Source organism: Sulfitobacter sp. CB2047, from assembly GCF_000735125.2.
In the GTDB taxonomy this organism is placed as follows: domain Bacteria; phylum Pseudomonadota; class Alphaproteobacteria; order Rhodobacterales; family Rhodobacteraceae; genus Sulfitobacter; species Sulfitobacter pontiacus.
Genome location: NZ_CP072613.1, coordinates 2,846,798 through 2,872,205, shown reverse-complemented (window position 1 = coordinate 2,872,205; position 25,408 = coordinate 2,846,798). Strand labels below are relative to the sequence as shown.

Here is a 25,408-nt window from a genome sequence, read left to right as displayed (position 1 = left end):
GGGAACGGGGGTAAGGAATTGCCCATGACCCAATATGTGACCCTTGAAGATGCCAAGCATCAACCGTTCTGGCGCCGCCCTGTGGCGCTGCTGTTCCTGATGGCGCTGGCGATGCCCATTGCCTTCAACACATGGTCGGCGCTGCTGAATAACTTTGTGATTGAGGTCGCCGGGTTCGACGGATCGGACATCGGCTTGCTGCATACGGTGCGCGAGATACCGGGCTTTCTGGCGGTCGGCGTGATCGCGATTATCCTGTTCGTGCGCGAACAGGTATTGGGGTTGGTATCACTGGTGCTGCTGGGGGTGGCGACGGCGCTGACCGCGTGGTTCCCGTCGATGGGCGGTATCCTGACGATCACAATGCTCAGCTCTATCGGGTTTCACTATTACGAGACGGTGAACCAGTCGCTGCAGTTGCAGTGGCTCAAGATCGAGGACGCGCCCCGCATGATTGGCTGGCTGATGGCAGCGGGGTCGGCGGCGACGCTGATGGCCTATCTGGCGATCATGGCGCTGTGGGATACCTTGTCGCTGTCCTATAACATCGTCTATCTGATTGGCGGCGGGGTGACGGCGGTGATCGCGCTAGTGGCGCTGCTGGCCTATCCGCAGTTCGAGGCCCCGACACCGCAGGTCAAGAAGATGGTGCTGCGCAAGCGGTACTGGCTGTATTATGCGCTGCAATTCATGTCTGGCGCGCGGCGGCAGATCTTTGTCGTTTTTGCGGGCTTCATGATGGTCGAACGCTTTGGGTTTGATGTGCATGAAATCACCCTGCTCTATCTGATCAACCTGATCGCCAATATGATCTTTGCCCCGCTGATGGGCCGTGCAGTCGGCTTCTTTGGCGAGCGCCGCACGCTGAGCTTTGAATACATCGGGCTGATCATCGTGTTTCTGGCCTATGGCGGCGTCTATTATCTGGGCTGGGGCGTAGTGGTGGCCGCGACGCTTTATGTGCTGGATCACATGTTCTTTGCGCTGGCGCTCGCGCTCAAGACCTATTTTCAGAAGATTGCCGACCCTGCCGACATTGCGCCGACGGCGGCGGTGGCCTTTACCATCAATCACATCGCGGCGGTGTTCCTGCCTGTGGGGCTGGGGCTGCTGTGGCTGATCTCGCCCGCGGCGGTGTTTTTCCTTGCGGCGGGGATGGCGCTGGTGTCGCTGTTGCTGTCGCTGATGATCCCGCGCCATCCCGTGCCGGGCCACGAGACGATCTTTTCCAATCCGCTGCCGGCCCCGGCCGAGTAGCACCCCCTGACAAAGCCGGATGTCGCGCGGCGATATCGGCGATCCTGACGGAGTTTCCCATGCCAACATTCACAGCTTTGACGACCCTTGAAGGACGCAAGCCCGCCTATGCTTTGGGCGAGGCGATGGAGCGGCTGGTGCCGGAACCCACCGGTGTCGGCGTTTTCGAGATGGAAGACGGCTCGGGCCTGTGGGAAGTCGGCGGCTATTTCGAGGAAAGCCCGGATGAGACAGCGCTGGCGGTGCTGGCGGCCTCTATGGGGGCGAAGGAATTTGTCGTGTCAGAGCTGCCGGAAACCGATTGGGTCGCCCATGTGCGCCGCGAACTGTCGCCGGTCGAGGCGGGGCGGTTCTTTGTTTACGGCAGCCATGACGCGGACAAGGTGCCCGAAGACTGTGAGCCGCTGTTGATTGAGGCGGCAATGGCCTTTGGCACCGGGCACCACGGCACCACATTGGGCTGCTTGCGCGCGTTGGACCGTTTGGCGAGCGGCGGCATGGTCGGGCAGAACGTGGCAGATATCGGCTGCGGTACAGCGGTGCTGGCGATGGCGGCGGCGCGCATCTGGCCGAACCCCGTGTTGGCCAGCGACATCGACGAGGTTGCCGTCGACGTGGCCCGCGCCAATGCGGCCGCGAATAATCTGGCCGACCGTTTGATCTGCGTCGAGGCAGCGGGATTTGACCATCCCGAACTGGCATCGCGCGCGCCCTTCGATCTGGTATTCGCCAACATCCTGAAAGGGCCGTTGGTCGCACTTGCCCCCGATATGGCCGAGGCGCTGGCCCCCGAGGGCTATGCGATTCTATCTGGCATTTTAAACGAACAGGCGGATGACGTGATCGAGGTTTATGCGCAATCCGGCATCAATCTTGTCAACCGAGAGGTGATTGGTGACTGGACCACGTTGACTGTCCAGAAAATGCCATAATCTTTGTCACTTTTCGCCATGAACAAGGTCGAAATGCAGAGAATTTGACACATTCTTGCTTTATTATGATCTTGCGAGAGGTGGGGGCCTTTAGCGACTAGAGGCTGCCATGGTTGATGCTCGTCAACAATTTGGGACACGCGTAAAGAGTTTAGAGAGTAAGAACGTCAAGCTCGCGCGGGGCTATTACACCACCATCCGTGCCGACGGGCTGGTTGTCGCGCGGCCGGCGCGGCGCGGCCTGCGGGTGCCGACCAAATTACTGGTCGCGCTGGTGGCCCTGTTCGTCTGCTTCAAAGGGTTCGTTCTGGCGGCGATCGGCCCCACGGCCTATGACAGCAGGCTGGACAGTTTGGCGCAGGGCACCGTGATCGAACAGGCGGGGGCTTGGGTTTTGCAGGTCGATCCGGTGACGCAAACGCTTGCCCGTAAGCTGGGGCCGGTCTTTCGCGGATAGGGACGCTGCGGGACGGTGGCCTGCACCGTCATATTTCACTGTCGTAGAATAAATGAAGCCACGCAGATCATTCAGATGTGCGTGGCTTGTGCTTTGGGTTGGCAGCCCCTTGGGCGCTATGAAACATCGACCCTTAGCGGATGAAGTGGTTCATTGCGACGCGTTCGATGTCGCCACGGACCAGACCGATATCGTCGAGTTCACGGTCGGACAGCGCGGACAGGGCGTTGCGTGTGACACGTGCGTCGTTCCATTTGATGATGCTGCCGACAACGTCGCCAAGATGCGCGAAAAAGCGGTTAACAGCTGCGGCGGTGCCGTAGGTGGTTGGGGTATTATAGTAAACAGCCATTGGAGCCATCCTTGAATAAAGAAAAGCCGGATAATCCGGCGGTGCGCTGTGCAATTAGGCAGAATGAAAACACTTCACAACACCCACCGGCGCATGTGTGTTCTGCGTTTGCTGCATAGCAGCATTTGGCGGTTTAGCGCCTATTCATAAGGGGTTTGCCGCCACTGACGCGGGGGTCGTTTTCAGTGGCTTGAGCGTCGCAACCCGCCTCGAAATTCAGCTTCCAGATTGAATTGTGACTTTTGTGTGGCGCGGTGCAAAAACCTTGGTGGATGTTCGCGTTTCGTGCTACTGCCTTGGAAAAAGAAAATTCTTGAGGATAATGGGCATATGATACGGGTAATCGGCATTGATCCGGGCTTGCGCAATATGGGCTGGGGCGTCATCGACGTGGCCGGCAGCCGCATCACGCATGTGGCGAACGGCATTTGTCAGTCCGAGGGGGCCGATCTTGCTACGCGTCTTTTGTCGCTCCATGCGCAGTTGACGCGCATCATGGTGACCTATCGACCCGATGCCGCGGCGGTGGAACAGACTTTTGTGAACAAGGATGGTGCCGGGACGCTCAAGCTGGGGCAGGCGCGGGGGATCGCGATGCTGGTGCCTGCGCAGGCGGGGCTGGCGGTCGGTGAGTATGCGCCCAATACGGTCAAGAAAACGGTCGTTGGCGTCGGCCACGCGGATAAGGGGCAGGTGCTTCATATGGTACGCATGCAATTGCCGGGGGCAGAGATTGCCGGCCCCGATGCCGCGGATGCCTTGGCGATCGCCATCTGTCACGCGCATCACGGGGGGGCCTCGACCTTGGCGCAGGCCGTCGCAAGGGCAAGCGCATGATTGGCAAGATCACAGGACGTATTGATTATCGCGCGCCGGATCATCTGCTGATTGACGTGCGTGGTGTCGGTTATCTGGTCTATTGCTCTGACCGGACGATGGCCGCGCTGCCCGGCGTGGGCGAGGTGGTGGCGCTTTTCACCGATCTGGTGGTGCGCGAAGACCTGATGCAGCTTTTCGGCTTTCAGACTTTGGCGGAAAAGGAATGGCACCGGCTGCTGACCTCTGTTCAGGGGGTGGGGGCCAAGGCCTCGCTGGCCATTTTGGGCGCGCTTGGGCCAGATGGTGTCAGCCGCGCCATCGCGCTTGGGGACTGGAACGCGGTCAAAGTGGCCAAGGGCGTCGGCCCCAAGATCGCGCAGCGCGTGGTGCTGGACCTCAAGGATAAGGCACCGGGGGTGATGGCGATGACCGGTTCGCTGGCCGAGGCGCATGGCGAGGTCGAAGCCGCAGCAGAGGTGATCGAAACCGCTGCCCCCAAACGCCGCCCCGTGGCCCCGCCGAACCAGTCCGCGCAGGCAGAGGCGCTGTCGGCGCTTGGCAACCTTGGCTATGGTCCGGGCGATGCGGCAGGGGCCGTGGCGCAAGCCGCCGGAGAGATGCCAGAGGCCGATACGCCGCAGCTGATCCGCGCGGCGTTGAAACTGCTTGCCCCCAAAGGATAGGATGCGCATAGCCGCGTGGCCGTCCGTATGAACCTTGCTTGGATATTTGATGATCGACAGTGACCCAACTTTGCGGCCGGACCCGCAGCCCGGTGATATAGACCGCGCCCTGCGCCCGCAGATGCTGGATGAATTCGTCGGTCAGGCCGAGGCGCGGGCCAACCTCAAGGTGTTCATCCAATCCGCCAAGCAGCGGGGCGAGGCGATGGACCACACGCTGTTCCACGGCCCGCCCGGATTGGGGAAGACCACGCTGGCGCAGATCATGGCACGCGAGCTGGGGGTCGGGTTCCGCATGACCTCTGGCCCTGTGCTGGCAAAGGCGGGCGATCTGGCGGCCATCCTGACCAACCTCGAAGCCCGCGATGTGTTGTTCATCGATGAAATCCACCGTCTGAATCCAGCCGTGGAAGAGGTGCTGTATCCCGCGTTGGAAGACTTTGAACTGGACCTCGTGATCGGCGAAGGCCCCGCCGCGCGCACCGTGCGCATCGAGCTGCAGCCCTTCACGCTGGTTGGCGCGACAACGCGCATGGGGCTGTTGACCACGCCGCTGCGCGACCGTTTCGGCATCCCGACGCGTTTGCAGTTCTATACCGAGGATGAGTTGTTCATCATCGTCGATCGCAATGCCCGCAAGCTGGGAGCCCCCGCCGATGAGGGGGGCGCACGCGAGATCGCCAAGCGCGCCCGTGGCACCCCGCGTATCGCGGGCCGTCTGCTGCGACGCGTTGTGGATTTCGCCGTTGTCGAAGGCGACGGCCGCGTGACCCGCGCGCTGGCGGATATGGCGCTGACCCGTCTTGGCGTCGACAAGCTGGGGCTGGACGGGGCCGACCGCCGCTATCTGCGTCTGATCGCCGAGAATTATCAGGGCGGCCCGGTCGGGATCGAAACCATGTCGGCGGCGCTGTCTGAATCCCGTGATGCGCTGGAAGAGGTGATCGAGCCCTACCTGCTGCAACAAGGGTTGATCCAGCGCACGCCGCGGGGACGGATGCTGGCGCAGAAAGCCTGGTCGCATCTGGGGATGGCACCGCCCAAACCCCAAAGCGATTTGTTTGGCTGAGGGCGGGGAAGCCTTCGGCGAGGATTTAAGACCATTTGGAAGTTGAGATGACACCACAAGAGATCGAAGCGCTGTTTACCCGAAGCGACGACAGCTATGCCTTTGCCCGTTGGGGCCGCCCGTTGGCACCTGTGGTCTTTGGCGTGGATGATGCGACGCTGACCGTGGTCAAAAGCGCGATCGAGGCGGTCTGTCAGTTGGGGGGGCACAGCATGTCAGAGACCGACCCCGAGCTTGGCAGCAATCTGATGATGTTCTTTTTCAAGGATTGGGCAGAGCTGTTGGAGGTGCCCGATCTGGACCGTCTGGTGCCTGATCTTGGCCCGCTGGTGGAAAAGCTGGATGCGGCGGGGGCCAATCAGTATCGTCTGTTCCGCTTTGACGAGACAGGCGCCATCAAGGCATGTTTCGTCTTTCTGCGCATGGACGAGCAGCTGAGCGCGATGCCCGCGCAAGCCCTGGCACTGGGGCAGATCGTGCAGTCTTTCTTGCTGTGGTCTGATACTGCGTTCCGCGAGGTGTCGCCACTAGCACTGCACGAGGGGGCGACGATCCTGAAGCCGGAGGTGGCGGTACTGTTGCGTGCGGCCTATGACCCCGTGATGCCCGTGGCAGCGCAGGACCCGTCTCATGCACTGCGTTTGTTCGCGCGGGTGGGGGCGGCGCAATGACCCACCATCTGCCGATCCGCGTTTACTACGAAGACACCGATATGGCGGGGATCGTCTATTACGCGAATTACCTGCGCTATATTGAACGGGCGCGCAGTGACTGGGTGCGCGAGATGGGAATTGACCAGTTGGCCATGAAAGCCGAAGGCGTGGTCTTTGCCGTGCGGCGGGTAGAGGCGGATTACATTCAGCCTGCGGTTTTCGACGATATGCTTGATGTAGAGACATGGGCCACGTCGATCACGCCGGCCCGCATGGTGATGGAGCAAGAGGTCAAACGCGGCGATGCGGTCCTGTTCCGGGCGGTGGTTACGATTGTTTGTATCGCGGCGTCAGGCAAACCTTGCCGATTGCCAGCGAAACTTCGCTCAATCCCCGTCTAGCAGGCGGATTGGCCCCATAATCCTAGCAATAGATATTGCACTCGGCTAAGCTTGTGCCAAATAGCGCCTTGGAAAACAGGGCCGTTGAGGCAGATGAAGCCCCTTTTGGGCGCAACAAAAAGAGCAGAACCGATGGAAGCAGAAACGCTGGCGGCGGCAAGCGAGATTGATTTCTCGCTCTTGGGTCTATTTCTCCGCGCAACGATTACCGTAAAACTCGTGATGATCATGCTGATCGTCGCGTCCTTCTGGTCGTGGTCGATCATCATTCAGAAGATGATCCAGTACCGCCACGCCAAAGCCGAGGCAGAGCGGTTTGACCAAGCATTCTGGTCGGGCGAGCCGTTGGACGGGTTGTATGACACGATCGGGCCGGATCCGGATGGGGCCGCAGAAAAGATTTTCGCCGCCGGTATGACGGAATGGCGCCGGTCGCATCGCGAGGATGGCGGGCTGATCCCCGGTGCCACCGCGCGGATCGACCGCAGCATGGATGTGGCGATTGCCAAAGAGGCAGAGCGTCTGCAAAAGGGCTTGCCCGTGCTGGCGACCACAGGGTCCACCGCGCCATTTATCGGTCTGTTCGGGACCGTATTCGGGATCATGAACTCTTTCATCGAGATCGCGGCCCAACAAAACACCAGCCTTGTCGTCGTCGCCCCCGGTATTGCCGAGGCGCTTTTGGCCACAGGCATCGGCCTTCTGGCGGCTATTCCCGCGGTTATCTTCTATAACAAGCTGAGCGCGGATTCTGATCGTATTCTGGGCGGCTACGAAGCCTTTGCTGATGAATTCGCCACCATCCTCAGCCGTCAGCTGGATAGCTGAGCCATGGCAGGTGGGGTGATGAAAAAGCAGGGCGGGGGTGGCCGTGGCCGCCGTCGCGGCCGTGCGCAGCCGATGGCAGAGATCAACATCACGCCGTTCGTTGACGTGATGCTGGTGCTCTTGATCATCTTTATGGTCGCGGCACCTTTGCTGACCGTTGGCGTGCCGGTCGAGCTGCCCAAAACAGCGGCCACCGCCCTGCCGTCCGAGCAGGAGGAGCCGTTGACCGTGACCGTTCTGGCGGACGGGTCCGTGCAGATCCAGAAGACAGAGACCGGGCGTGATGATCTGGTTGCCAAGCTGCGTGCCATTTCGGCGGAGCGTGCGAGCGACCGCGTGTTCCTGCGTGCGGATGGGGCTGTGCCCTATGCCTCGATCATGGAAGTCATGGGAGCGCTGAACGCAGGTGGCTTTAGCAACATTGGTCTGGTGACTGAAACCGGCGGGCCGAAGTTGGACGGCACAGGCGCGTCAGGCGGGTAACCATGCACAAGGGGCATTACATCTCTGGCGCGGGTCACTTGGGGCTCATCGGCTGGCTATTGCTGGGGAATATCTTTACCTCGCACAGCGACCCTGTGGAGATGCAGGAGGTGTCGGTCATTTCGGCCGCTCAATATGACGAGATGGTCGCCGCGGCGCAATCCGCGCAGGCGGAGGCCGCAGCGCAGCCCGAGCCTGCCCCTGAACCGGAACCTGCCCCCGAACCAGAACCGACCCCTGAGCCTACGCCGGAGCCCGAGCCCGCCCCGGAACCCGTGCCAGAGCCTGAACCCATCGCACCGCCCCCCTCGGAGGACGTGAGCGATCAGGCCCCCGAGCTGCCCGAGCCGCCTGCCGATGTCGCCGTTCTGACGCCAGAGGAAGCACCCGTCGCCGTGCCGCGCCCTGTAGAGCGTGTGGCCCCCGAACCCGTAGAGGCCCCGGATCCCGAGGCGCGCACCGATGATGTGCTGCGCGAGGCCGCGACACCGGATGCGCCGGCAGAGAAGATCGTGGAAGAGGCACAGGAAGCCACCGCCCCCGAAGAGGCGACGACGCAGATTGTGACCGAAGCAACGGAAGCGCCCAAAGCGTCGCCGACCCAATCCGCACGCCCTCCGGCCCGCCGCCCCACACCTCCTGCGCCGCAGGTGGCAGAGGCACCCGTGGAGACGCCGAAACCCGAAACGCCAAAGCCCGCCACACCGAAGCCGGAAACACCCAAGCCAGAGGCCCCCAAGCCGACGCCTGAACCGACAACGGACAAGGACGCCGTGGCAGCCGCCCTCGCCGAAGCCATGGGAGAGACCGACGCGCCTGCAACGCCGGCGGCACCCTCGGGCCCGCCATTGTCGGCTGGCGAGAAAGAATCGCTGCGCGTGGCGGTATCGTCGTGCTGGAACGTGGGGTCCCTTTCCTCCGAGGCATTGCGCACTACTGTAGTGGTGAGTGTCGCAATGAACCAAGATGGCACGCCACAGACCAATTCGATCAAGATGACCAGCAGTTCGGGCGGATCACAGGGGGCTGCCAATCAGGCGTTCGAGGCCGCACGGCGGGCAATTATCCGCTGCGGCGCGCGCGGGTATCAGCTTCCTGTAGAAAAATTCGGTCAATGGCAGAATATTGAGATGACCTTTAATCCTGAAAGGATGCGCATCAAATGATTGTACGAATTCTGAGCCTCTGTCTCGCGCTTATCGGCGGTGTTGCCTCGGTCGCGCAGGCGCAGGATGGACCATTGCGGATCGAGATTACCGAAGGTGTGATTGAACCCTTGCCCTTTGCCGTGCCCAGCTTTCAGCCCGAAAGCGGGGATGCGGGGCAGATGGCCGTTGATCTGGCGCGGGTCGTGTCCGAAGATCTTGTCGGTTCTGGTCTGTTCCGCGAAGTACCGGCGAGCGCCTATATCTCGACCGTAAGCGATTTTAACGCGCCGATCCAATATGCTGACTGGAAGGCGATCAACGCGCAGGCGCTGATCACCGGTGCCGTCAGTGTCTCGGGCAATACGTTGAATGTGAAGTTCCGCCTGTATGACGTATTTTCGGGCGCTGAACTGGGGTCGGGCTTGCAGTTTTCGGGCACGGTCGATGGCTGGCGTCGCATGGCGCATAAGGTGGCGGATGCCGTCTATTCGCGTATCACGGGCGAAGGGGGCTATTTCGACAGCCGCGTCGTCTATGTCTCCGAGACGGGGCCCAAGGATGACCGCGCGAAACGGCTGGCTGTGATGGATTATGATGGGGCCAATGTGCGCTATCTGACCGACAGCTCGTCGATCGTGCTGGCACCGCGGTTCTCGCCATCGGGGGATCGTATTCTCTACACCAGCTACGAAAGCGGCTTCCCGCGGATCTATGTGCTCGACATCGGGTCGGTGCAGCGTCGCGTGCTGGAAAGCGCCGAAGGCACCATGAGCTTCGCGCCGCGGTTCTCTCCGTCCGGCAATACGGTTGTCTATTCGCTGACCCAAGGTGGGAACACGGATATCTACACGATGGATATCAACACCGGCCAGTCGACACGGCTGACCAACACACCTGCAATTGAAACCGCGCCCAGTTATTCGCCGGACGGCAGCCGGATCGTTTTCGAAAGCGACCGTTCGGGATCGCAGCAGCTGTATATCATGCCAGCAACAGGCGGCGAGGCTACGCGGATCTCGTTTGGCGAAGGGCGCTATGGCACGCCGGTCTGGTCGCCGCGGGGCGATCTGGTGGCCTTTACCAAGCAGAACAAGGGCCGGTTCCACATCGGCGTGATGCGGCTGGACGGGTCGGAAGAACGTCTGCTGACCGCGTCGTTCCTGGATGAAGGCCCCACATGGGCCCCCAACGGCCGCGTCATCATGTTCGCGCGGGAAACCCAGGGGGCAGGCGGGGCGTCGTCGCTTTATTCGGTCGATATCTCGGGCCGGAACCTCAAGCCTGTGCGCACCCAAGAGGGCGGATCGGATCCGTCTTGGTCGCCGCTTCAGAAGTAAACAACAGCCATAGTGCCTTGGTGTTTCCCAATACCAAGGCACTATGGTAACACCGTCACAACAGACACATTAAAATGCTATCGTCAAAAAGGCACAGTCCATGAACCGCATTCTCACCGCAACTCTATTGATCGCAGCCCTGGCCGTATCGGCCTGTACCAACCCTGACCGCTTTGGCGCGGACGGCATGAATAACGGTGCCGCGAATGGCGCAGGCCTGAACGGGGGCATTATCCCCGGCAGCGCGAACGACCCGGCTTCTACGGCATATTTCCAGCAAGCCGTTGGGGATCGCGTTCTGTTCCTGGTCGACCAATCCAACCTGACCCCCGAAGGCCAAGCGACGCTGGACGGTCAGGCAGCCTGGTTGAACACCAACACCGATTACCAAGCCGTGATCGAAGGCCACGCGGACGAGCAGGGCACACGGGAATACAACCTTGCGCTTGGCGCACGCCGCGCCAATGCAGCGCGCGAATATTTGATCTCGCGCGGGATCGCCGCCAGCCGTCTTCGCGTTGTAAGCTATGGTAAGGAACGCCCGATCGAAGTCTGTTCGAGCGAGGCATGCTATGCCAAGAACCGTCGGGCCGTGACCGTACTTGCGGGCGGTCTGACCAGCTAAGTCGTCTACGTTAGGTTAGGATTTCAATATGCGGTTTGCTTTGATTGTAGCGCTTGGACTGGCCTTTGGGCCGGTCGCGGCGCAGGCGCAGGATGCGCAGACTTTGGCGGATGTGCGTCAGGAACTGACGGTGCTGAACGTCGAGGTACAAAAGCTGCGCCGGGAACTGTCCACCACGGGCGGCGCGAGCGTTGCCGTGACCGGTGGGTCGGTGCTCGAACGTGTCAATGCAATGGAAAGCGAACTGCAGCGCCTGACCTCTAAAACCGAAGAGCTGGAAAACCGGATCAACCGCGTGGTCACCGATGGGACCAACCGGATCGGTGATCTGGAATTCCGGCTGGTCGAGCTTGAAGGCGGCGATGTGGGCAGCCTCGGCCAGACTTCTACCCTTGGCGGGGGCGAGATGCCCGCGACCATGGCACCCGCCACGCCCGTGCCCGCACCAGCGGACCCGTTGGCCAATACTTCTACCCCCACCAATACCGCAGAACTTGCGGTGGGTGAAAAAACAGACTTCGAGCGGGCGAAGGCGGCGCTCGCTGACGGTGACTTTCGCAGCGCCGCAGACCAGTTTGCGACCTTCAATCAGACCTATCCGGGCGGACCGCTAGGCCCCGAAGCCGACCTGCGGCGCGGCGACGCGCTGGACGGTCTGGGCGATACCCGCGAAGCGGCACGCGCCTATCTGGCAAGCTTTAGCGCCGATCCCGCGGGGCCTGTCGCGGCAGAAGCACTGTACCAGCTTGGCAGCTCTTTGGGGGCCTTGGGCCAAACCCAAGAAGCCTGCGTGACCTTGGGCGAAGTCGCATCGCGCTTCCCCACAAGCCCCTTCGTCGCGCAGGCCCAATCCGAACGCAGCGTGCTTGCCTGCCAGTGATCCGATGACCGACCCGCTGGCGCAGAGCATCGCCGCCAGCTTTGACCCCGCGCCGCCGCCCGTATTGGGTGTGGCGGTGTCGGGGGGCGGCGACTCTGTCGCGCTTTTACATCTTCTGAATGGCTATGCCCGCAGCCGCGGGATCGCGCTGCACGCAGCGACCGTGGATCACGGCCTGCGACCCGAGGCCGCTCGCGAAGCCGCGATGGTCGCCGCCCAGTGTCGCGCGCTTGGCGTTCCGCATGATACGTTGAGGTGGACGGGCTGGGACCACAGCGGCAATTTGCAGAACGAGGCCCGCAAGGCACGTTACCGGTTGTTGGCGGATTGGGCACGGGGGCAGGGCATTGGCGCTGTCTGCATCGGGCATACCGCCGACGATCTGGCAGAGACTTTCGTGATGCGTTTGGGGCGCCGGGCAGGGGTCGACGGGCTTTCCGCCATGCCTGCGATGTTCGACCGTCACGGCATGCGTTGGCACAGGCCCTTACTCAACGCTCGCCGCGCCGACCTGCGCGCGCATCTGACGCGTTGCGGGGTGACTTGGGTCGATGACCCCAGCAACGAGGATGACAGCTTTGCGCGGGTGCGCATCCGCAAGGCGCTGGCGGTGCTGACCGATCTGGGCGTTGATTCTGCCGCACTTGCCGATGTCTCGCGCCACCTTGCCGATGCCCGTACCGCGCTTGACGCGCAGATGTTTGCCGCCGCACGCGCCCATGCCCAAGTTCAATGCGGTGCCGTGGCGATGGATTGGCAGGCGCTGTGTGACCTCCCGACAGAGACACGCCGCCGATTGCTGACCCATACGATCGCTTGGATCAACGGGGCCACCTACGCCCCACGCAGCAGCGCCGTGGCAGAGGTGCTGACGGCGCTTGATGATGCCGGTGCCGCGACCGTGCAGGGGTGCGAGCTGCGTTTGAAGCGCGATAAACTGTGGATTTACAGAGAGTTGCGGGCAGTGCGGGCAGTTGATGCGCCCGTGGGCGCACTTTGGGACGGCCGCTGGCGTCTGGAACCTTGCGGCGATGCGCCCGCGCCCGACACGCAAACCACGATCCGTGCCTTGGGCGCTGAGGGGCTGCGCAGCTTTGCTGATTGGCGCGATTTGGGCGTGCCGCGCGGTGTCTTGCTGGCCTCTCCGGCGGTGTGGCAGGGCGCGGAACTGGTCGCTGCCCCCCTTGTCGGTCGGTCGCAAAACTGGCAAGCAGTGCTCGAACGCGGCGAAGATGCCTTTTTTGCCGCACATATGACGCATTGAACATGCGCCGATCGTGTCTATCTTACACGCATTGGGCGCTGTGTTTGGTGCCGTCCCCCGGATGTAGGAGACTTTCCTTTGGGTAATATGCGCAATCTCGCCTTTTGGGTTGTATTGATGCTTTTGGTTTTGGCGCTGTTCAATCTGTTCAGCGGCTCGACTGGCGGGCTGCAAAGCCGTGAAATCAGCTATTCCGAATTTGTGACCGCTGTCGAAGCAGGGGACGTGCGCAACGTCACGCTTGATGGTGAACAGGTTCGTTTCCGTCGTGCCGATGGCAGTGACTATGTCACGATCCGGCCCGAAGACGCCGAGGTCACCAGCCTGCTGATGTCCAAGGACATCCCTGTGCGCGCTGAACCCCAGCAACAATCCGGTTTCCAGACCTTCCTGATGTCGCTGTTGCCCATCCTTCTGCTGATCGGTGTGTGGATCTATTTCATGAACCGCATGCAGGGCGGTGGCAAAGGCGGGGCGATGGGGTTCGGCAAGTCCAAGGCCAAGATGCTGACCGAAAAACACGGTCGTGTGACGTTTGACGACGTGGCGGGCATCGACGAGGCAAAGGAAGAGCTGGAAGAGATCGTCGAATTCCTGCGCAACCCGCAAAAGTTCAGCCGTTTGGGCGGCAAGATCCCCAAAGGCGCACTGCTTGAGGGCCCTCCCGGTACCGGTAAGACCCTGCTGGCGCGGGCGATTGCCGGCGAGGCGGGTGTGCCGTTCTTCACCATCTCGGGCTCTGACTTCGTCGAGATGTTCGTTGGCGTGGGTGCCAGCCGCGTGCGCGACATGTTCGAACAGGCCAAGAAAAATGCGCCCTGCATCGTCTTCATCGATGAGATCGACGCCGTGGGCCGGTCCCGTGGGGCGGGCTACGGTGGTGGCAACGACGAGCGTGAACAGACCTTGAACCAGCTGCTGGTCGAGATGGACGGCTTTGAGGCGAACGAAGGCGTGATCATCATCGCCGCGACGAACCGCAAAGACGTGCTGGACCCTGCCTTGCTGCGTCCGGGCCGCTTTGACCGTCAGGTCACCGTGGGCAATCCCGACATCAAGGGCCGCGAGAAAATCCTTGGGGTGCATGCGCGCAAGACACCGCTTGGCCCTGACGTAGACCTGCGCATTATCGCGCGCGGTACACCCGGTTTCTCGGGTGCGGATCTGGCGAACCTCGTGAACGAGGCCGCGCTGACCGCCGCACGCGTGGGCCGTCGCTTTGTCGCGATGATGGATTTCGAGGCCGCGAAAGACAAGATCATGATGGGTGCCGAGCGCCGGTCGATGGTGTTGACGCAGGACCAGAAGGAAAAGACCGCCTACCACGAAGCCGGTCACGCCATCGTCGGGATCAAGCTGCCGAAATGCGACCCTGTCTATAAGGCCACGATCATTCCGCGCGGCGGTGCCTTGGGTATGGTGATGAGCCTGCCCGAAATGGACAAACTGCAAATGTTCAAGGACGAAGCCGAGCAAAAGATCGCCATGACGATGGCGGGCAAAGCGGCTGAGATTTTCAAATATGGCGCTGAAACCGTGTCGTCGGGCCCGATGGGCGATATCATGCAGGCCAGCCAGTTGGCGCGTGGCATGGTGATGCGCATGGGCATGTCCGACAAGGTCGGGAACATCGACTATTCGGAAGCGGCGGCTGGTTACCAAGCCAACGGCGGCGCGGGCGGGTTCAGCGTGTCTGCGGCCACGAAAGAGCTGATCGAATCCGAAGTGAAACGCATCATCGACGAAGGCTACGACCGCGCCTATAAAATGATCACCGATCACGAGGAAGAATTCGAACGTCTGGCTCAAGGTTTGCTGGAGTACGAGACCCTCACCGGTGAGGAGATCAAGCGCGTCATGGAAGGCAAACCGCCACAAGACCCGGACGGCGACGACACCAGCGGCATGGACAAACCAAGCCTGACCGCGATCCCCAAGGCCAAAGGCAAGAAGACGCCTCCGCCAAGCGGGATGGAGCCAGAGCCAAGCGTCTGACGCCTAGGCATTGATCACCAGAATACGAAAGAAAAGGCCCTGCACCCGCGGGGCCTTTTCTTTTGTCGCGGCTTTGCGCAGGTTACGGACAACGCAGCGCGAAAGGATGCCGGTCATGCCGACGATGAAAGAAACCGAGTTTACCGCAACGATCACATGGCTTGGTGTAGTGCCCAAGCTGGCCAAGGGCATCCGCGCCGAACCCCGGAGCGAAGCTTTCGCCAGCTATGCCGGTTTCGAGGATGACGTGCATGCGGGGCTGACCCGCGCGTCCTGTGTGCGGGTCACGAACCTCTATCCCAAGGGTACCGAGATCCGGAACGTGCGTCAGCTGTCGATCCTGTCCGCGGAAGAAATGGCCCTGATCGCGGCCGACATGGGGATGGAGACACTGGACCCCGTGCACCTTGGCACGTCGATGGTGATCAAGGGCATCCCCGATTTCACCCATGTGCCGCCCAATGCGCGGCTGCAGGCTGCCTCGGGTGCGACGATCACGATTGATACCGAAAACCGTCCTTGCGTATTGCCCGGTCGCGAGATCGAACAAGACAGCCCCGGCCACGGTCCCAAGTTCAAATCCGCCGCCGAGAACCGTCGCGGCGTGACCGCCTGGATCGAACGCGAGGGGCTATTGCGCGTCGGGGATACGCTGCGCCTGTTCATCCCCGACCAGCCAGCCTGGCAGCACGGCTAGACCCAATGGGGCGCGGGGTCACAGCGACCCGCCATGCTCAAATCAGCGACACACCCGCCGGATCGCCGCATCAAGCGCCGGATATGTCGGAATTGCCCCCTCTGCCCATGCCCTCACAGGCGTATTGAGGACATAAGAAACATAGAACGCCGACGGCGCATCAGGGAGGACATATGACCTTTAAATCCGACATCCAAATCGCACGCGAAGCCAGCAAACGCCCCATTCAGGAGATCGGGCAAAAGCTGGGCATCAGCAGCGATGATCTGCTGCCCTACGGCCATGACAAGGCGAAGGTGTCGCAAAAGTTCATCAACTCGGTGCAGGACCGTCCCGATGGCAAGCTGATCCTCGTCACCGCGATCAACCCCACCCCCGCGGGCGAGGGGAAAACCACGACCACCGTTGGTCTGGGCGACGGGTTGAACCGCATCGGCAAGAACGCGGCCGTCTGTATCCGCGAGGCGTCTCTTGGTCCGAATTTCGGCATGAAGGGCGGGGCGGCGGGGGGCGGCTATGCGCAAATCGTCCCGATGGAAGAGATGAACCTGCATTTCACCGGTGACTTCCACGCCATCACCTCGGCGCATAACCTGCTCAGCGCGATGATCGACAACCACATCTATTGGGGCAACGCGCTAGAGATCGACCTGCGCCGTGTCGTCTGGCGCCGCGTCGTCGACATGAACGACCGCGCCCTGCGTCAGATCACGGCGTCCTTGGGCGGTGTGTCGAACGGTTTCCCCCGCGAGGCCGGGTTCGACATCACCGTCGCGTCCGAAGTCATGGCGATCCTGTGCTTGGCCAAAGACCTGAACGACCTGCAAAAGCGTCTTGGCGACATGATCGTCGCCTATACCCGCGAGCGTAAACCGATCTATGCGCGCGATATCAAAGCGGATGGTGCGATGACCGTGCTGTTGAAAGACGCGATGCAGCCGAACCTTGTCCAGACGCTGGAAAACAACCCCGCTTTCGTCCACGGCGGGCCTTTCGCCAATATCGCGCATGGCTGCAACTCTGTCATCGCGACCACCACCGCGCTGAAGCTGGCCGATTACGTCGTGACCGAAGCGGGCTTTGGTGCCGATCTGGGGGCAGAAAAGTTCCTGAACATCAAATGCCGCAAGGCCGGGTTGGCACCGTCCTGCGTCGTGGTTGTGGCCACCGTGCGCGCGATGAAGATGAACGGCGGCGTGGCCAAGGCCGATCTGGGCGCTGAAAACGTCGACGCCGTGCAGGCCGGTTGCCCCAACCTTGGCCGCCACATCGAGAACCTGAAATCCTTTGGCGTGCCCGTCGTCGTCGCGATCAACCATTTCGTCACCGACACCGACGCAGAGGTGCAAGCGGTCAAAGACTATGTCGCCTCGCAAGGGGCCGAGGCCGTGCTGTCCCGCCACTGGGAATTGGGCAGCGCTGGCTCTGCCGAACTTGCCGAGAAAGTGGTCGCGACGATTGATAAGGGCCAAGCGGATTTCGCGACGCTCTACCCCGACGCGATGCCGCTGGCCGATAAGATCAACACCATCGCAACAAAGATATACCGCGCGGATGGGGCGGTGATGGATCAGAAGATCCTCAACCAGTTGAAAGACTGGGAAGAGCAGGGATATGGCGATCTGCCGGTCTGTATGGCCAAAACGCAATACAGCTTTACCACCGATCCCGAAGCCCGCGGCGCGCCAACCGGCTTTACCATCCCCGTGCGCGAGGTGCGCCTGTCTGCCGGCGCGGGCTTTGTCGTGGCCATCTGCGGTGAGATTATGACCATGCCGGGCCTGCCGCGGGTTCCTTCTGCCGAAAATATTCGTCTCAATGACATCGGCGATGTTGAAGGTCTGTTCTAAGCGCGTATGAACAGGGCGCGGAGGGTCGCCCCTTCGCGCCTTCGCCTGCTGTGGCAGGTGATAGCAGCGCCACAACAGACAAAGGACGGTCCCCATGACAGCGACGATCATTGACGGCAAGGCATTTGCAGCACAGGTGCGGGGGCAGGTCGCCCAGCATGTCACGCGGCTGAAGGACGATCACGGGATCACGCCGGGGCTGGCTGTGGTGCTTGTCGGGGCCGATCCTGCCTCCGAGGTCTATGTCAAATCCAAGGGCAAGATGACCAAGGAAGTGGGCATGAAATCGGTCGAACACCGGCTGGCAGACACCACATCAGAGGCGGAGCTTCTGACCCTGATCGACACGCTGAACAACGATGATACGATCCACGGTATCCTCGTACAGCTCCCCTTGCCCGATCACCTGAACGAAGACCTTGTGATCAGCGCGATTGATCCGGCCAAGGATGTCGACGGGTTTCATATCTCGAACGTCGGTCTGTTGGGCACGGGGCAGAAATCCATGGTGCCCTGCACGCCGCTTGGCTGTCTGATGATGCTGCGCGACCACCACGGCACCCTGTCGGGGATGGATGCCGTCGTGATCGGGCGCAGCAATATCGTGGGCAAACCTATGGCCCAGCTTCTGCTCAACGACAGCTGCACCGTGACCATCGCCCATTCGCGGACCAAAGACCTTGCCGCTGTTGTGCGCCGCGCTGATATCGTGATCGCCGCCGTGGGCCGCCCCGAGATGGTGCCGGGCGACTGGATCAAACCGGGGGCCACAATCATCGACGTGGGCATCAACCGTCTCGACGCGCCAGAGCGGGGTGAGGGCAAGACCCGTCTGGTGGGTGATGTCGACTTTGACAGCTGCGCCAAGGTGGCCGGTGCGATCACCCCGGTGCCGGGGGGCGTGGGCCCGATGACGATCGCCTGCCTGCTGGCCAATACGGTCACGGCCTGTTGCCGTGCCCATGACCTGCCCGAACCCGAAGGGCTGACCGCCTAAGCGGCGGTCGCCGGAACCGGCACCATCGTGCCCTGAAGCAAGGCGATCAGCACCTGCTGGTCGCCGGTTTGGGCAAAGACCTCGGCCGTGACCACACAAAGCCGCTTGCCCGGTTTCACCACCTTGCCAATCGCGATCAGCCGGTCTCCGCGGGCGGGGGCCAGCAGGTTGATCTTGATCTCTGCGGTGACGACCTCGGACTCCAAGGGCAGTGTCGTCAGCGCGGCATAGCCCGCAGCGCTGTCCCCGATAGAGAACGTCAGCCCCGCGTGGCCAAACCCCTGCTGCTGGCGCGTGCCGGGCAGAATCGGTGCCTCGATCCGGATGAGCCCCTTTGATACATCACTAAGTTCAGCGCCGAGGGTCTGCATCATCGATTGTGCGTCAAAGCTGTCGCGGATGCGGGCGATTTCTTGCGGGGTCATAGGGGCTCTTTCAACATGGATAGCCGGCCCCGTGGCTGCGCTTAGCGCGGCATGGGGATCGCGGTGGGCTGCGGTCCGGTAAGTATGGCGCAGGCCTGCGGACCCATCAATGCCTGTAGCACCGGCGCGTCACTGTACAAGCCACCGGTATAGGTGCCAAAGGCAGGCATGATCAGCCGTCGGTCGTCATACAGGAAGGCCGGACGCGTCACCGACCGCCCGCGCAGCCGCAGCCGAGCCTTGGGGTGATAATGCCCCGAAACCTCGGCCTGCGCGCTTGCCTGCGCGATATGCCGGAACTGCAAGGGGCCGATCACAAGCTCGGCCAGATGCTCCCCGCCCAGTTCGACGGGACCGGGGTCGTGGTTGCCCTCTACCCACAGCCACTGCCGCCCTGCCTGCAGCCGCGCCAGCGTCAGCCGCGCAGGCTCGGGCAGAGCGTGGGCCGCGTGCAGATCATCGAAACTGTCGCCCAGACACATCACGACGCGCGCGGGCACACGGTCAAGCGCCGCCGCAAGCCGGGTCAACGTGTCCATCGTCTCGTAAGGGGGAAGCGCCGTGCCGCCGCGCCGCGCAATCCGTTCGGCTTTGCCAAGATGCAGGTCGGACACGCAGAGCAACCCGTGATCTGCCCACCACAAAGCGCCAGAGCCAAGCGCCGTCAGCCGCGCTCCGCAAAAGTCGAATTCATACCCGATGTTCATGCTGCGTTCATCACCAAGTTTGCCCGCGGGCGCAAGGGGCGCTGGCCGATGGACGCGCCTATGGCGGGGCGCAGGAGTATTTGAAAAAGGGTGAAGCGGAAGACGCCCCCGCTGATCCCGAGGGGCGTGGGGGCGTCTTCACCCTTTGCGGTCATCGGCTCTCCAGCCTGTACCGCGGGGTGATCATAGGGCAAAATACCTAAGCGAAGGTTAATTCACCCTTTCAAAAATACTCAGCTGCGCAGCGATTGCCATGTCTAGCGCCGTTTGAGGGAGATGTTATCCGGCGCGGGTGTGATCTGTGCGAGGCCGGAGGCTTCCATCAACCGCGCGGATTCCTCGGCCAGCAGACGCTCTTCTGCCTGCCCCTTGACCGGCACGCGACCCATTTCCAGAAACAGCGGTGCGGACAGCGGGCTGACACGGTCGAGGATACGGTGGTCGATCCGGCCCTTGATACGATGCAGCATTTCCTCGATCCGGCCAAAGTCGACCAGTCCGCGCAGGGCCTCTTCGCGGGTGATATCGAGCAGGAGGTGATCGGGTTCGTATTTCTGCAAGGTGTCATACAGGATATCAGAGCTGAAGGTCGCCTGCCGGCCAGACTTACGGGCTTGGGGAGTGTTCCGTTCGATCAGCCCTGCGATGGTGGCGGCGGCGCGGAACGTGCGTTTCATCACCGCATTGCCGGCCAGCCAATGGTCCAACCCGTCATGCAGGGCTGTGGCATCAACGAGCGGGGCGGGGTCATCGACCGGATCCAGCCCCCAGATCAGCGTGGCATAATCGGTGGCGACGAAGCCCAGGGGGTTCAGGCCCAGTTCCTCCATCCGTTTTGTCAGCAGCAGGCCGAGCGTTTGCTGCGCGTTGCGACCGGCAAAGCCGTAGAAGACCGTCTGGGCGCGGCCCTCATGGGGAAAGCTTTCGATCAGCAGTCGGCCCGGCTGCGGCAGTTGGCTGACTTCGCGTTGCAGGGTCAGCCATTCGGCCGTGTGGCGCGGCAGCTCGGGCCAGCTGTCTTGGGTGAACATGCGTTGCACGCGGGCGGAGAGCTGGGTCGAGGTGGCGAATTTGGTGCCCATGAACGTAGCGACGCGCGGTTTCTTGGCGGCGGAGCGGCTGACCTCTACGGTCATTTCCCGCAGCCCCTCGTATTTGACGATCTGGCCGCCGATCAGGAACGTGTCGCCCGCGCTGAGCGAGGCGGCGAAACCTTCCTCGATTTCGCCCAAAGGGGCACCGCCGCGGTTGCGTTTCATGCGGACCTTCAGCGTGTCCGTGTCCTGAATGGTACCGATGTTCATACGGATACGCTGGCTGCTGCGGGGGTCGCGCAGGTGCCATTTGCCGTCGGTGCACATCAGACGTTGCCATCTGTCGTAGGCGCGCAGGGCGTAGCCGCCTGTGGCACAGAAATCGAGGCAGGCGTCAAAGGCGGCGCGGCTGAGGCTGGCATAGGCCCCGGCCGAGGTCACCTCGGCATAGAGCGCATTGGCGTCGAAGGGACCGGCGCAGGCGGTGATCAGGATATGCTGGCATAACACATCGCGGGGGCCGGGGCCGCGCGGGTCGCCGTCAAGATCGCCTGCCAATACGGCGTCGAGGGCGGCGACACATTCGACCACCTCGAACCGGTTTGCAGGCACCAGCAGCGCTTTGGAGGGCGCGTTATAGCGGTGGTTGGCCCGTCCGATGCGCTGGACCAGCCGTTTGACATTCTTCGGCGCACCGATCTGGATCACGAGATCGACATCGCCCCAATCGATCCCCAGATCGAGGCTGCCGGTACACACAATCGCGCGCAGATCACCGCGCACCATCGCGGCTTCGACCCGTTCGCGTTGCTGCCGATCGAGCGACCCGTGGTGGATGCCGATGGGCAGGCTATCTTCGTTGGCGAGCCAGAGATTGTGAAAGAAAATCTCGGCCTGGGCGCGGGTATTGTGGAAGATCAGGGTGGTTTTATGCTGGCGTATCTGGTCGAGTACCGCCGGAATCGCATAGGCAGCCCCATTGCCGGACCACGGCGGGGCCGCGTCCGTGCGCAGCATCCGGATGTCGGGCGGCGGGCCGGGATCGGCCAGCAGGATCGGGCAGGGGTCGGGGTGACGCGCCATGAAATGCGCGATGGCGGCGGGATCTTCGACGGTGGCGGACAGGCCCACCCGTTTCAGCCCCGGGCACAGACGTTGCAGCCGCGCCAGCGCCAGCATCAGCTGGTCGCCGCGTTTGCTGTCGGCCAGCGCGTGGATCTCGTCGATCACGACACGTTTGAGCCCTTTGAACATGCGCGGTGCATCCTCGTAGGAGGTCAACAGCGCAAGGCTTTCGGGGGTGGTCAGCAGGATATGGGGCGGGTCGGCGCGTTGCCGGCGTTTGCGCGTTTGCGAGGTGTCGCCGGTGCGGTCCTCGATCCGGATGGGGAGGCTCATTTCGGTCACCGGGGTGGTGAGGTTGCGCTTGATATCCGCGGCCAGCGCCTTGAGCGGCGAGATATAGAGCGTGTGCATGCCGTCGTGATCGCCCTCGGCCAGATCGACCAGCGTGGGCAGAAAACCCGACAGCGTCTTGCCGCCCCCCGTCGGCGCGATCAACAGCAGCGCGGGCGCGTCGGCGCGGTCCAGCATGTCCTGCTGGTGGGGGTGGATGGACCAGCCTTTGGTGGCGAACCAGTCGGAGAACTTGGGGGGCAGGGTCTGCATGGGGCGTAAGATAGGCTGTTTGCACGCGGGGGCCAGCCCCCGCACCCCCGGAGTTTATCTGGCAAAATGAAGCGGATGCCCGCAGCCGTTTCGAGCGCGGTGCTACCTGACGATGGTTTCATCCTCGACGAACATATTGGCCCAAGCACGGTCAATCAGATCAGGGCGCATCTGGTGCGGGATACCTTCGAAATCGCAGATGGAAATCATCTGGTCGATCAGGAAGATCGGCTGATAGTTGGCGAAAACATTGTTGATCGTAGGGTATTTCGTTTTCAGCAAATGGATCAGCGTCGCCTCGTCCAGTTTGATGTTTCGTTTCTTTGCGACCATGGCGAAGATCTTGAGGAAGTTTTCCTGATTGGGCCCGTCGATCTTGATCTTGAAGAAGATCCGGCGCAGGGCGGCCTGGTCGAAGATCTCATTGGGGTGGAAGTTGGTCGAGAAGACCACCAGCGTGTCGAAGGGAACTTCGAACTTCTCGCCGGATTGCAGGGCGAGGATGTCCTTGTTTTCTTCCAGCGGCACGATCCAGCGGTTGACCAGCGCCTGTGGCGATTCTGCCTGTCGGCCAAGGTCGTCGACGATGAAGATGCCGCCGGTGGATTTCAGCTGCAGCGGGGCCTGATAGGTCCGTGCGGTGGGGTTGTAGACCAGATCAAGCATATCGAGCGTCAGTTCGCCCCCGGTGATCACCGTGGGGCGTTCGCATTTCACATAGCGGGTGTCAAAGCGCGTCACGCGGCGCAGGGATTTCGGGTCTTGTTTCTCTTCGGAAATGGCGGTGTGCACGATGGGGTCATAGACCGTGATCACCTGACCGGCATATTCAATCGCGCGGGGGACATAGATCCGGTCACCAAGCGCGTCGCGAATCCCATTGGAGATGCTTGATTTACCATTGCCGGGGGGGCCGTACATCAGGATGGAGCGACCGGCCGTCACGGCTGGGCCAAGGTTGCCGATCAGCTCGGACGGGAGCACCAGATGGCCCATGGCGGCTTCGAGTTTTGCGCGGGTGATTTGCATGTTGCGCACGGACTGGCGCTTGATCTGTTCACGGTAGACATCAAGCGGCACGGGCATCGGGCCGAAGTATTCCGATTGCGCCAAGGCATCCAGCGCGCGGGCCTTGCCCAGATCGGTCAGCTGGTAGCCCATTTCATTGCCGTTATTCGCGTTAAGCGTGCCCGTCGCTTCGAGAAGGCGTTGTTCGCGCGACAGATCCACCAGCTCCTGCGTGACCTGAAGCGGCAGGCAGATCGCCGCTGCGAGTTCGCTGACCATGGTGACGTTCTTGCGGAACATCGTCTTGATCATGATGTCGCGCATCATCACCACGGGCAGCTTCATCTCTTGGATGGTGCGCGGCGGAGGGGGGGCCATGACGGCGCTGGTTTGCATATTCATGAAGGCTTCTTTCATGGGGACACGGGCGTGCCCCAAGGCGTAGCGGTTGAATATGGCGAAATCAGGCCCCGAAGTAGGCACCGAGCATTAAATATGCGGCAAGCACAGTTCCAAGGGCGAGGCCCATGGGGAATTTCTTGGCTTCGTGCCAGCTGACCCATTGCGGGGCAAGCTTGCGCAAGGGGGAATATTTGGCGGCGCGGTGAATGATATAGGCGGCAACCAGCGTCGCCATGAACAGCGCCATGACAAAGCGCACGTCCCCGAGCGCGATAAAGGGCGTGGCGGCGGCGATGAATTTCGCATCCCCCGCGCCCATCAGCCCGCCTGCGTTCATGAAGATGCCCACAACAAGGGCTACCACCATCGCCAGCAGGTGCCAGAGGTAGCTGTCAAAGGGCAGGGCAATCGGGCCGATCAGCACAAATACGGCGGCCAATGCGATCACCGTGACATTGGTGATCCGCATAAAGGCCAGATCGGTGTAGATCGTATAGGCACAAAGGGGCAGCGCGAAGGGCAGGAACCACAGCGCTGCGGAGCTGGTGATCTCCACGCGTTAGCCTGCGTTTTCCAGCGCGCGCAGCGACCGGACGGCGGCCTCGAAGTGCTGCGGGTGGGTGCTGATGGCGTCACGCAGCAGCCCTTTGCCGGTTTCAACGTCGCCCTTCTTGATCGCGGAGAGGGCAAGGGTGTGCAGCAGTTGCGCGCGCTCCGTCTGGTCCATCTCGATCGGGGGGAGGCTGTATTCGCGCTGCGCGCCACGGGCGAGGATCAGGTTGTTCTTGGCGGTGAACAGGGTCGAATCCTGTTTCACAGCCTCGCCGAAAAGGCGTTCGGCAGCCTGATAGTCGCCGCGCGTCAATTTGGAGTAGCCCCAGTTGTTCATGACCGAACCGGGCTTGGTGGTCAGACCAATGGCGATCTCGTAAAAACTGTCGGCCTTGTCCCATTCCTGCTTGCTGTCAGCGACGATCGCCTCAAGCCGGTAGCGGTTGTAGGTTTCATGGGTGGGGGGGACGGAATCCAGCGTCTTTTCCGCCTTGGCCCAATCGCCCGCGCGGATCAGCGCATCGGCGTAGTCAACCTTGTCGTCGGCGGTGGCATCCTTGGAAGCGGCAACTTTGCCCCAGACGGATGCGGCCTCTTGGTTGCGTTTGGCGCGGATCAGGGACTTGCCCAAGCTGCGCTGGATGTCGATGCGGTCGGGGTTTTCCTGCGCGGTGCGGGTGAAATAGCTGACCGCCTCGTTCGGGTCGGCCACTGTCAACATCACATCGTTGAGGTTGCTTTCATCCACGACGTTCACGTCCTGGAAGGCGCGGGTGACGGTATCCTCGCCGGATTTCTTGCCGCAGCCTGCTACTGCGACGACGCCTGCAATGCAGGCGGCCAATAGGATAGGGTGGCGCATTTTTGCGTCCTTTTACTGCTCTG

The 25,408-nt window shown here is 61.9% G+C and carries 26 protein-coding genes; 19 read left to right on the top strand and 7 right to left on the bottom strand.

What is annotated here, in order from left to right; genetic code table 11:
- The first annotated feature begins 24 nt into the window (after positions 1-24).
- The 3 genes from IV89_RS14115 to IV89_RS14105 all read left to right on the top strand — a co-directional run bounded on the left by IV89_RS14115 (position 25) and on the right by IV89_RS14105 (position 2,646).
- On the top strand, positions 25-1,257 hold the full coding sequence (locus IV89_RS14115; RefSeq protein WP_037943310.1) for an MFS transporter: 1,233 nt from the start codon (positions 25-27) through the stop codon (positions 1,255-1,257).
- A gap of 59 nt (positions 1,258-1,316) precedes the next feature.
- The gene (locus IV89_RS14110; RefSeq protein WP_037943312.1) at positions 1,317-2,189 is read left to right on the top strand and encodes a 50S ribosomal protein L11 methyltransferase; all 873 of its coding nucleotides are present in this window, start codon (positions 1,317-1,319) and stop codon (positions 2,187-2,189) included.
- 109 nt (positions 2,190-2,298) lie between these two features.
- Entirely contained in the window at positions 2,299-2,646 is a 348-nt protein-coding gene (locus IV89_RS14105; protein ID WP_037943314.1) for a hypothetical protein, read from the top strand.
- Between the two features lie 133 nt (positions 2,647-2,779).
- Here IV89_RS14105 and IV89_RS14100 read toward each other — a convergent pair whose 3' ends face one another.
- On the bottom strand, positions 2,780-2,998 hold the full coding sequence (locus IV89_RS14100) for a DUF1127 domain-containing protein (RefSeq protein ID WP_005851636.1): 219 nt from the start codon (positions 2,996-2,998) through the stop codon (positions 2,780-2,782).
- A gap of 330 nt (positions 2,999-3,328) precedes the next feature.
- Here IV89_RS14100 and ruvC point away from each other — a divergent pair, with 330 nt between their 5' ends.
- From ruvC to folD, 16 genes are all read left to right on the top strand, one after another.
- Positions 3,329-3,835 (top strand): crossover junction endodeoxyribonuclease RuvC, encoded by a 507-nt coding sequence (gene ruvC / locus IV89_RS14095; RefSeq protein ID WP_009826106.1) that lies wholly within the window; start codon positions 3,329-3,331, stop codon positions 3,833-3,835.
- Complete coding sequence (gene ruvA / locus IV89_RS14090; RefSeq protein ID WP_037943315.1) at positions 3,832-4,500, top strand: Holliday junction branch migration protein RuvA; 669 nt, start codon at positions 3,832-3,834, stop codon at positions 4,498-4,500. Before ruvC ends, ruvA begins: the two co-directional genes overlap by 4 nt.
- A gap of 49 nt (positions 4,501-4,549) precedes the next feature.
- Positions 4,550-5,569, top strand: coding sequence for a Holliday junction branch migration DNA helicase RuvB (gene ruvB, locus IV89_RS14085; protein ID WP_037944909.1), 1,020 nt, complete (start codon positions 4,550-4,552; stop codon positions 5,567-5,569).
- Positions 5,570-5,616: 47 nt separating this feature from the next.
- Positions 5,617-6,240 (top strand): hypothetical protein, encoded by a 624-nt coding sequence (locus IV89_RS14080; protein ID WP_037943317.1) that lies wholly within the window; start codon positions 5,617-5,619, stop codon positions 6,238-6,240.
- A complete protein-coding gene (ybgC, locus tag IV89_RS14075) occupies positions 6,237-6,623 on the top strand; it encodes a tol-pal system-associated acyl-CoA thioesterase (protein ID WP_037943319.1) in 387 nt (128 codons plus the stop codon). The genes IV89_RS14080 and ybgC overlap by 4 nt, the downstream gene beginning before the upstream one ends.
- A gap of 132 nt (positions 6,624-6,755) precedes the next feature.
- Entirely contained in the window at positions 6,756-7,451 is a 696-nt protein-coding gene (gene tolQ, locus IV89_RS14070; RefSeq protein WP_005851646.1) for a protein TolQ, read from the top strand.
- 3 nt (positions 7,452-7,454) lie between these two features.
- Positions 7,455-7,934: a protein TolR gene (gene tolR, locus IV89_RS14065; RefSeq protein WP_005851648.1), complete on the top strand. Its 480-nt coding sequence runs from the start codon at positions 7,455-7,457 to the stop codon at positions 7,932-7,934.
- A gap of 2 nt (positions 7,935-7,936) precedes the next feature.
- A complete protein-coding gene (locus IV89_RS14060) occupies positions 7,937-9,100 on the top strand; it encodes a hypothetical protein (RefSeq protein WP_037943320.1) in 1,164 nt (387 codons plus the stop codon).
- Positions 9,097-10,419, top strand: a complete 1,323-nt coding sequence (gene tolB, locus IV89_RS14055) for a Tol-Pal system beta propeller repeat protein TolB (RefSeq protein ID WP_005851653.1) — start codon at positions 9,097-9,099, stop codon at positions 10,417-10,419. Before IV89_RS14060 ends, tolB begins: the two co-directional genes overlap by 4 nt.
- A gap of 100 nt (positions 10,420-10,519) precedes the next feature.
- Complete coding sequence (gene pal / locus IV89_RS14050; RefSeq protein ID WP_005851654.1) at positions 10,520-11,044, top strand: peptidoglycan-associated lipoprotein Pal; 525 nt, start codon at positions 10,520-10,522, stop codon at positions 11,042-11,044.
- Positions 11,045-11,072: 28 nt separating this feature from the next.
- A complete protein-coding gene (gene ybgF, locus IV89_RS14045) occupies positions 11,073-11,924 on the top strand; it encodes a tol-pal system protein YbgF (RefSeq protein ID WP_005851655.1) in 852 nt (283 codons plus the stop codon).
- Positions 11,911-13,188 (top strand): tRNA lysidine(34) synthetase TilS, encoded by a 1,278-nt coding sequence (gene tilS, locus IV89_RS14040; protein ID WP_235183748.1) that lies wholly within the window; start codon positions 11,911-11,913, stop codon positions 13,186-13,188. Before ybgF ends, tilS begins: the two co-directional genes overlap by 14 nt.
- 87 nt (positions 13,189-13,275) lie before the next feature.
- Positions 13,276-15,183, top strand: a complete 1,908-nt coding sequence (gene ftsH / locus IV89_RS14035) for an ATP-dependent zinc metalloprotease FtsH (protein ID WP_235183810.1) — start codon at positions 13,276-13,278, stop codon at positions 15,181-15,183.
- A 115-nt stretch (positions 15,184-15,298) separates the two neighbouring features.
- Positions 15,299-15,880: a sulfurase gene (locus IV89_RS14030; protein ID WP_037943325.1), complete on the top strand. Its 582-nt coding sequence runs from the start codon at positions 15,299-15,301 to the stop codon at positions 15,878-15,880.
- A gap of 173 nt (positions 15,881-16,053) precedes the next feature.
- Positions 16,054-17,730: a formate--tetrahydrofolate ligase gene (locus IV89_RS14025; protein WP_037943326.1), complete on the top strand. Its 1,677-nt coding sequence runs from the start codon at positions 16,054-16,056 to the stop codon at positions 17,728-17,730.
- A gap of 94 nt (positions 17,731-17,824) precedes the next feature.
- Entirely contained in the window at positions 17,825-18,727 is a 903-nt protein-coding gene (folD, locus tag IV89_RS14020; protein WP_037943327.1) for a bifunctional methylenetetrahydrofolate dehydrogenase/methenyltetrahydrofolate cyclohydrolase FolD, read from the top strand.
- Here folD and IV89_RS14015 read toward each other — a convergent pair.
- The 6 genes from IV89_RS14015 to IV89_RS13990 form a co-directional block, all read right to left on the bottom strand.
- Positions 18,724-19,152, bottom strand: coding sequence for a PaaI family thioesterase (locus IV89_RS14015; protein WP_037943328.1), 429 nt, complete (start codon positions 19,150-19,152; stop codon positions 18,724-18,726). The genes folD and IV89_RS14015 overlap by 4 nt on opposite strands.
- Positions 19,153-19,193: 41 nt before the next feature.
- On the bottom strand, positions 19,194-19,859 hold the full coding sequence (gene pdeM, locus IV89_RS14010) for a ligase-associated DNA damage response endonuclease PdeM (protein ID WP_005851663.1): 666 nt from the start codon (positions 19,857-19,859) through the stop codon (positions 19,194-19,196).
- Positions 19,860-20,116: 257 nt separating this feature from the next.
- Complete coding sequence (locus tag IV89_RS14005) at positions 20,117-22,561, bottom strand: ligase-associated DNA damage response DEXH box helicase (RefSeq protein WP_037943329.1); 2,445 nt, start codon at positions 22,559-22,561, stop codon at positions 20,117-20,119.
- A gap of 102 nt (positions 22,562-22,663) precedes the next feature.
- The gene (locus IV89_RS14000; protein WP_005851665.1) at positions 22,664-23,971 is read right to left on the bottom strand and encodes a hypothetical protein; all 1,308 of its coding nucleotides are present in this window, start codon (positions 23,969-23,971) and stop codon (positions 22,664-22,666) included.
- A gap of 61 nt (positions 23,972-24,032) precedes the next feature.
- Positions 24,033-24,527, bottom strand: a complete 495-nt coding sequence (locus IV89_RS13995) for a prepilin peptidase (protein WP_037943330.1) — start codon at positions 24,525-24,527, stop codon at positions 24,033-24,035.
- 3 nt (positions 24,528-24,530) lie between these two features.
- Positions 24,531-25,385 carry a hypothetical protein gene (locus tag IV89_RS13990; RefSeq protein ID WP_037943332.1) on the bottom strand — a complete coding sequence of 285 codons (855 nt, stop codon included), beginning with the start codon at positions 25,383-25,385 and terminating at the stop codon, positions 24,531-24,533.
- Between the last annotated feature and the right edge of the window lie 23 nt (positions 25,386-25,408).

Coding starts and splice junctions, on each gene's coding strand:
- IV89_RS14100 (WP_005851636.1), bottom strand. CDS start 2,998: ATGGCTGTTTACTATAATACCCCAACCACCTACGGCACCGCCGCAGCT.
- IV89_RS14030 (WP_037943325.1), top strand. CDS start 15,299: ATGCCGACGATGAAAGAAACCGAGTTTACCGCAACGATCACATGGCTT.
- IV89_RS14005 (WP_037943329.1), bottom strand. CDS start 22,561: ATGCAGACCCTGCCCCCCAAGTTCTCCGACTGGTTCGCCACCAAAGGC.
- tolB (WP_005851653.1), top strand. CDS start 9,097: ATGATTGTACGAATTCTGAGCCTCTGTCTCGCGCTTATCGGCGGTGTT.
- IV89_RS14015 (WP_037943328.1), bottom strand. CDS start 19,152: ATGACCCCGCAAGAAATCGCCCGCATCCGCGACAGCTTTGACGCACAA.
- tolQ (WP_005851646.1), top strand. CDS start 6,756: ATGGAAGCAGAAACGCTGGCGGCGGCAAGCGAGATTGATTTCTCGCTC.
- IV89_RS14000 (WP_005851665.1), bottom strand. CDS start 23,971: ATGAATATGCAAACCAGCGCCGTCATGGCCCCCCCTCCGCCGCGCACC.
- ftsH (WP_235183810.1), top strand. CDS start 13,276: ATGCGCAATCTCGCCTTTTGGGTTGTATTGATGCTTTTGGTTTTGGCG.
- IV89_RS14025 (WP_037943326.1), top strand. CDS start 16,054: ATGACCTTTAAATCCGACATCCAAATCGCACGCGAAGCCAGCAAACGC.
- ruvB (WP_037944909.1), top strand. CDS start 4,550: ATGATCGACAGTGACCCAACTTTGCGGCCGGACCCGCAGCCCGGTGAT.
- IV89_RS13990 (WP_037943332.1), bottom strand. CDS start 25,385: ATGCGCCACCCTATCCTATTGGCCGCCTGCATTGCAGGCGTCGTCGCA.
- pal (WP_005851654.1), top strand. CDS start 10,520: ATGAACCGCATTCTCACCGCAACTCTATTGATCGCAGCCCTGGCCGTA.
- folD (WP_037943327.1), top strand. CDS start 17,825: ATGACAGCGACGATCATTGACGGCAAGGCATTTGCAGCACAGGTGCGG.
- pdeM (WP_005851663.1), bottom strand. CDS start 19,859: ATGAACATCGGGTATGAATTCGACTTTTGCGGAGCGCGGCTGACGGCG.
- tolR (WP_005851648.1), top strand. CDS start 7,455: ATGGCAGGTGGGGTGATGAAAAAGCAGGGCGGGGGTGGCCGTGGCCGC.
- IV89_RS14115 (WP_037943310.1), top strand. CDS start 25: ATGACCCAATATGTGACCCTTGAAGATGCCAAGCATCAACCGTTCTGG.
- IV89_RS14105 (WP_037943314.1), top strand. CDS start 2,299: ATGGTTGATGCTCGTCAACAATTTGGGACACGCGTAAAGAGTTTAGAG.
- ruvC (WP_009826106.1), top strand. CDS start 3,329: ATGATACGGGTAATCGGCATTGATCCGGGCTTGCGCAATATGGGCTGG.
- IV89_RS14080 (WP_037943317.1), top strand. CDS start 5,617: ATGACACCACAAGAGATCGAAGCGCTGTTTACCCGAAGCGACGACAGC.
- IV89_RS14060 (WP_037943320.1), top strand. CDS start 7,937: ATGCACAAGGGGCATTACATCTCTGGCGCGGGTCACTTGGGGCTCATC.
- ybgC (WP_037943319.1), top strand. CDS start 6,237: ATGACCCACCATCTGCCGATCCGCGTTTACTACGAAGACACCGATATG.
- ybgF (WP_005851655.1), top strand. CDS start 11,073: ATGCGGTTTGCTTTGATTGTAGCGCTTGGACTGGCCTTTGGGCCGGTC.
- IV89_RS14110 (WP_037943312.1), top strand. CDS start 1,317: ATGCCAACATTCACAGCTTTGACGACCCTTGAAGGACGCAAGCCCGCC.
- ruvA (WP_037943315.1), top strand. CDS start 3,832: ATGATTGGCAAGATCACAGGACGTATTGATTATCGCGCGCCGGATCAT.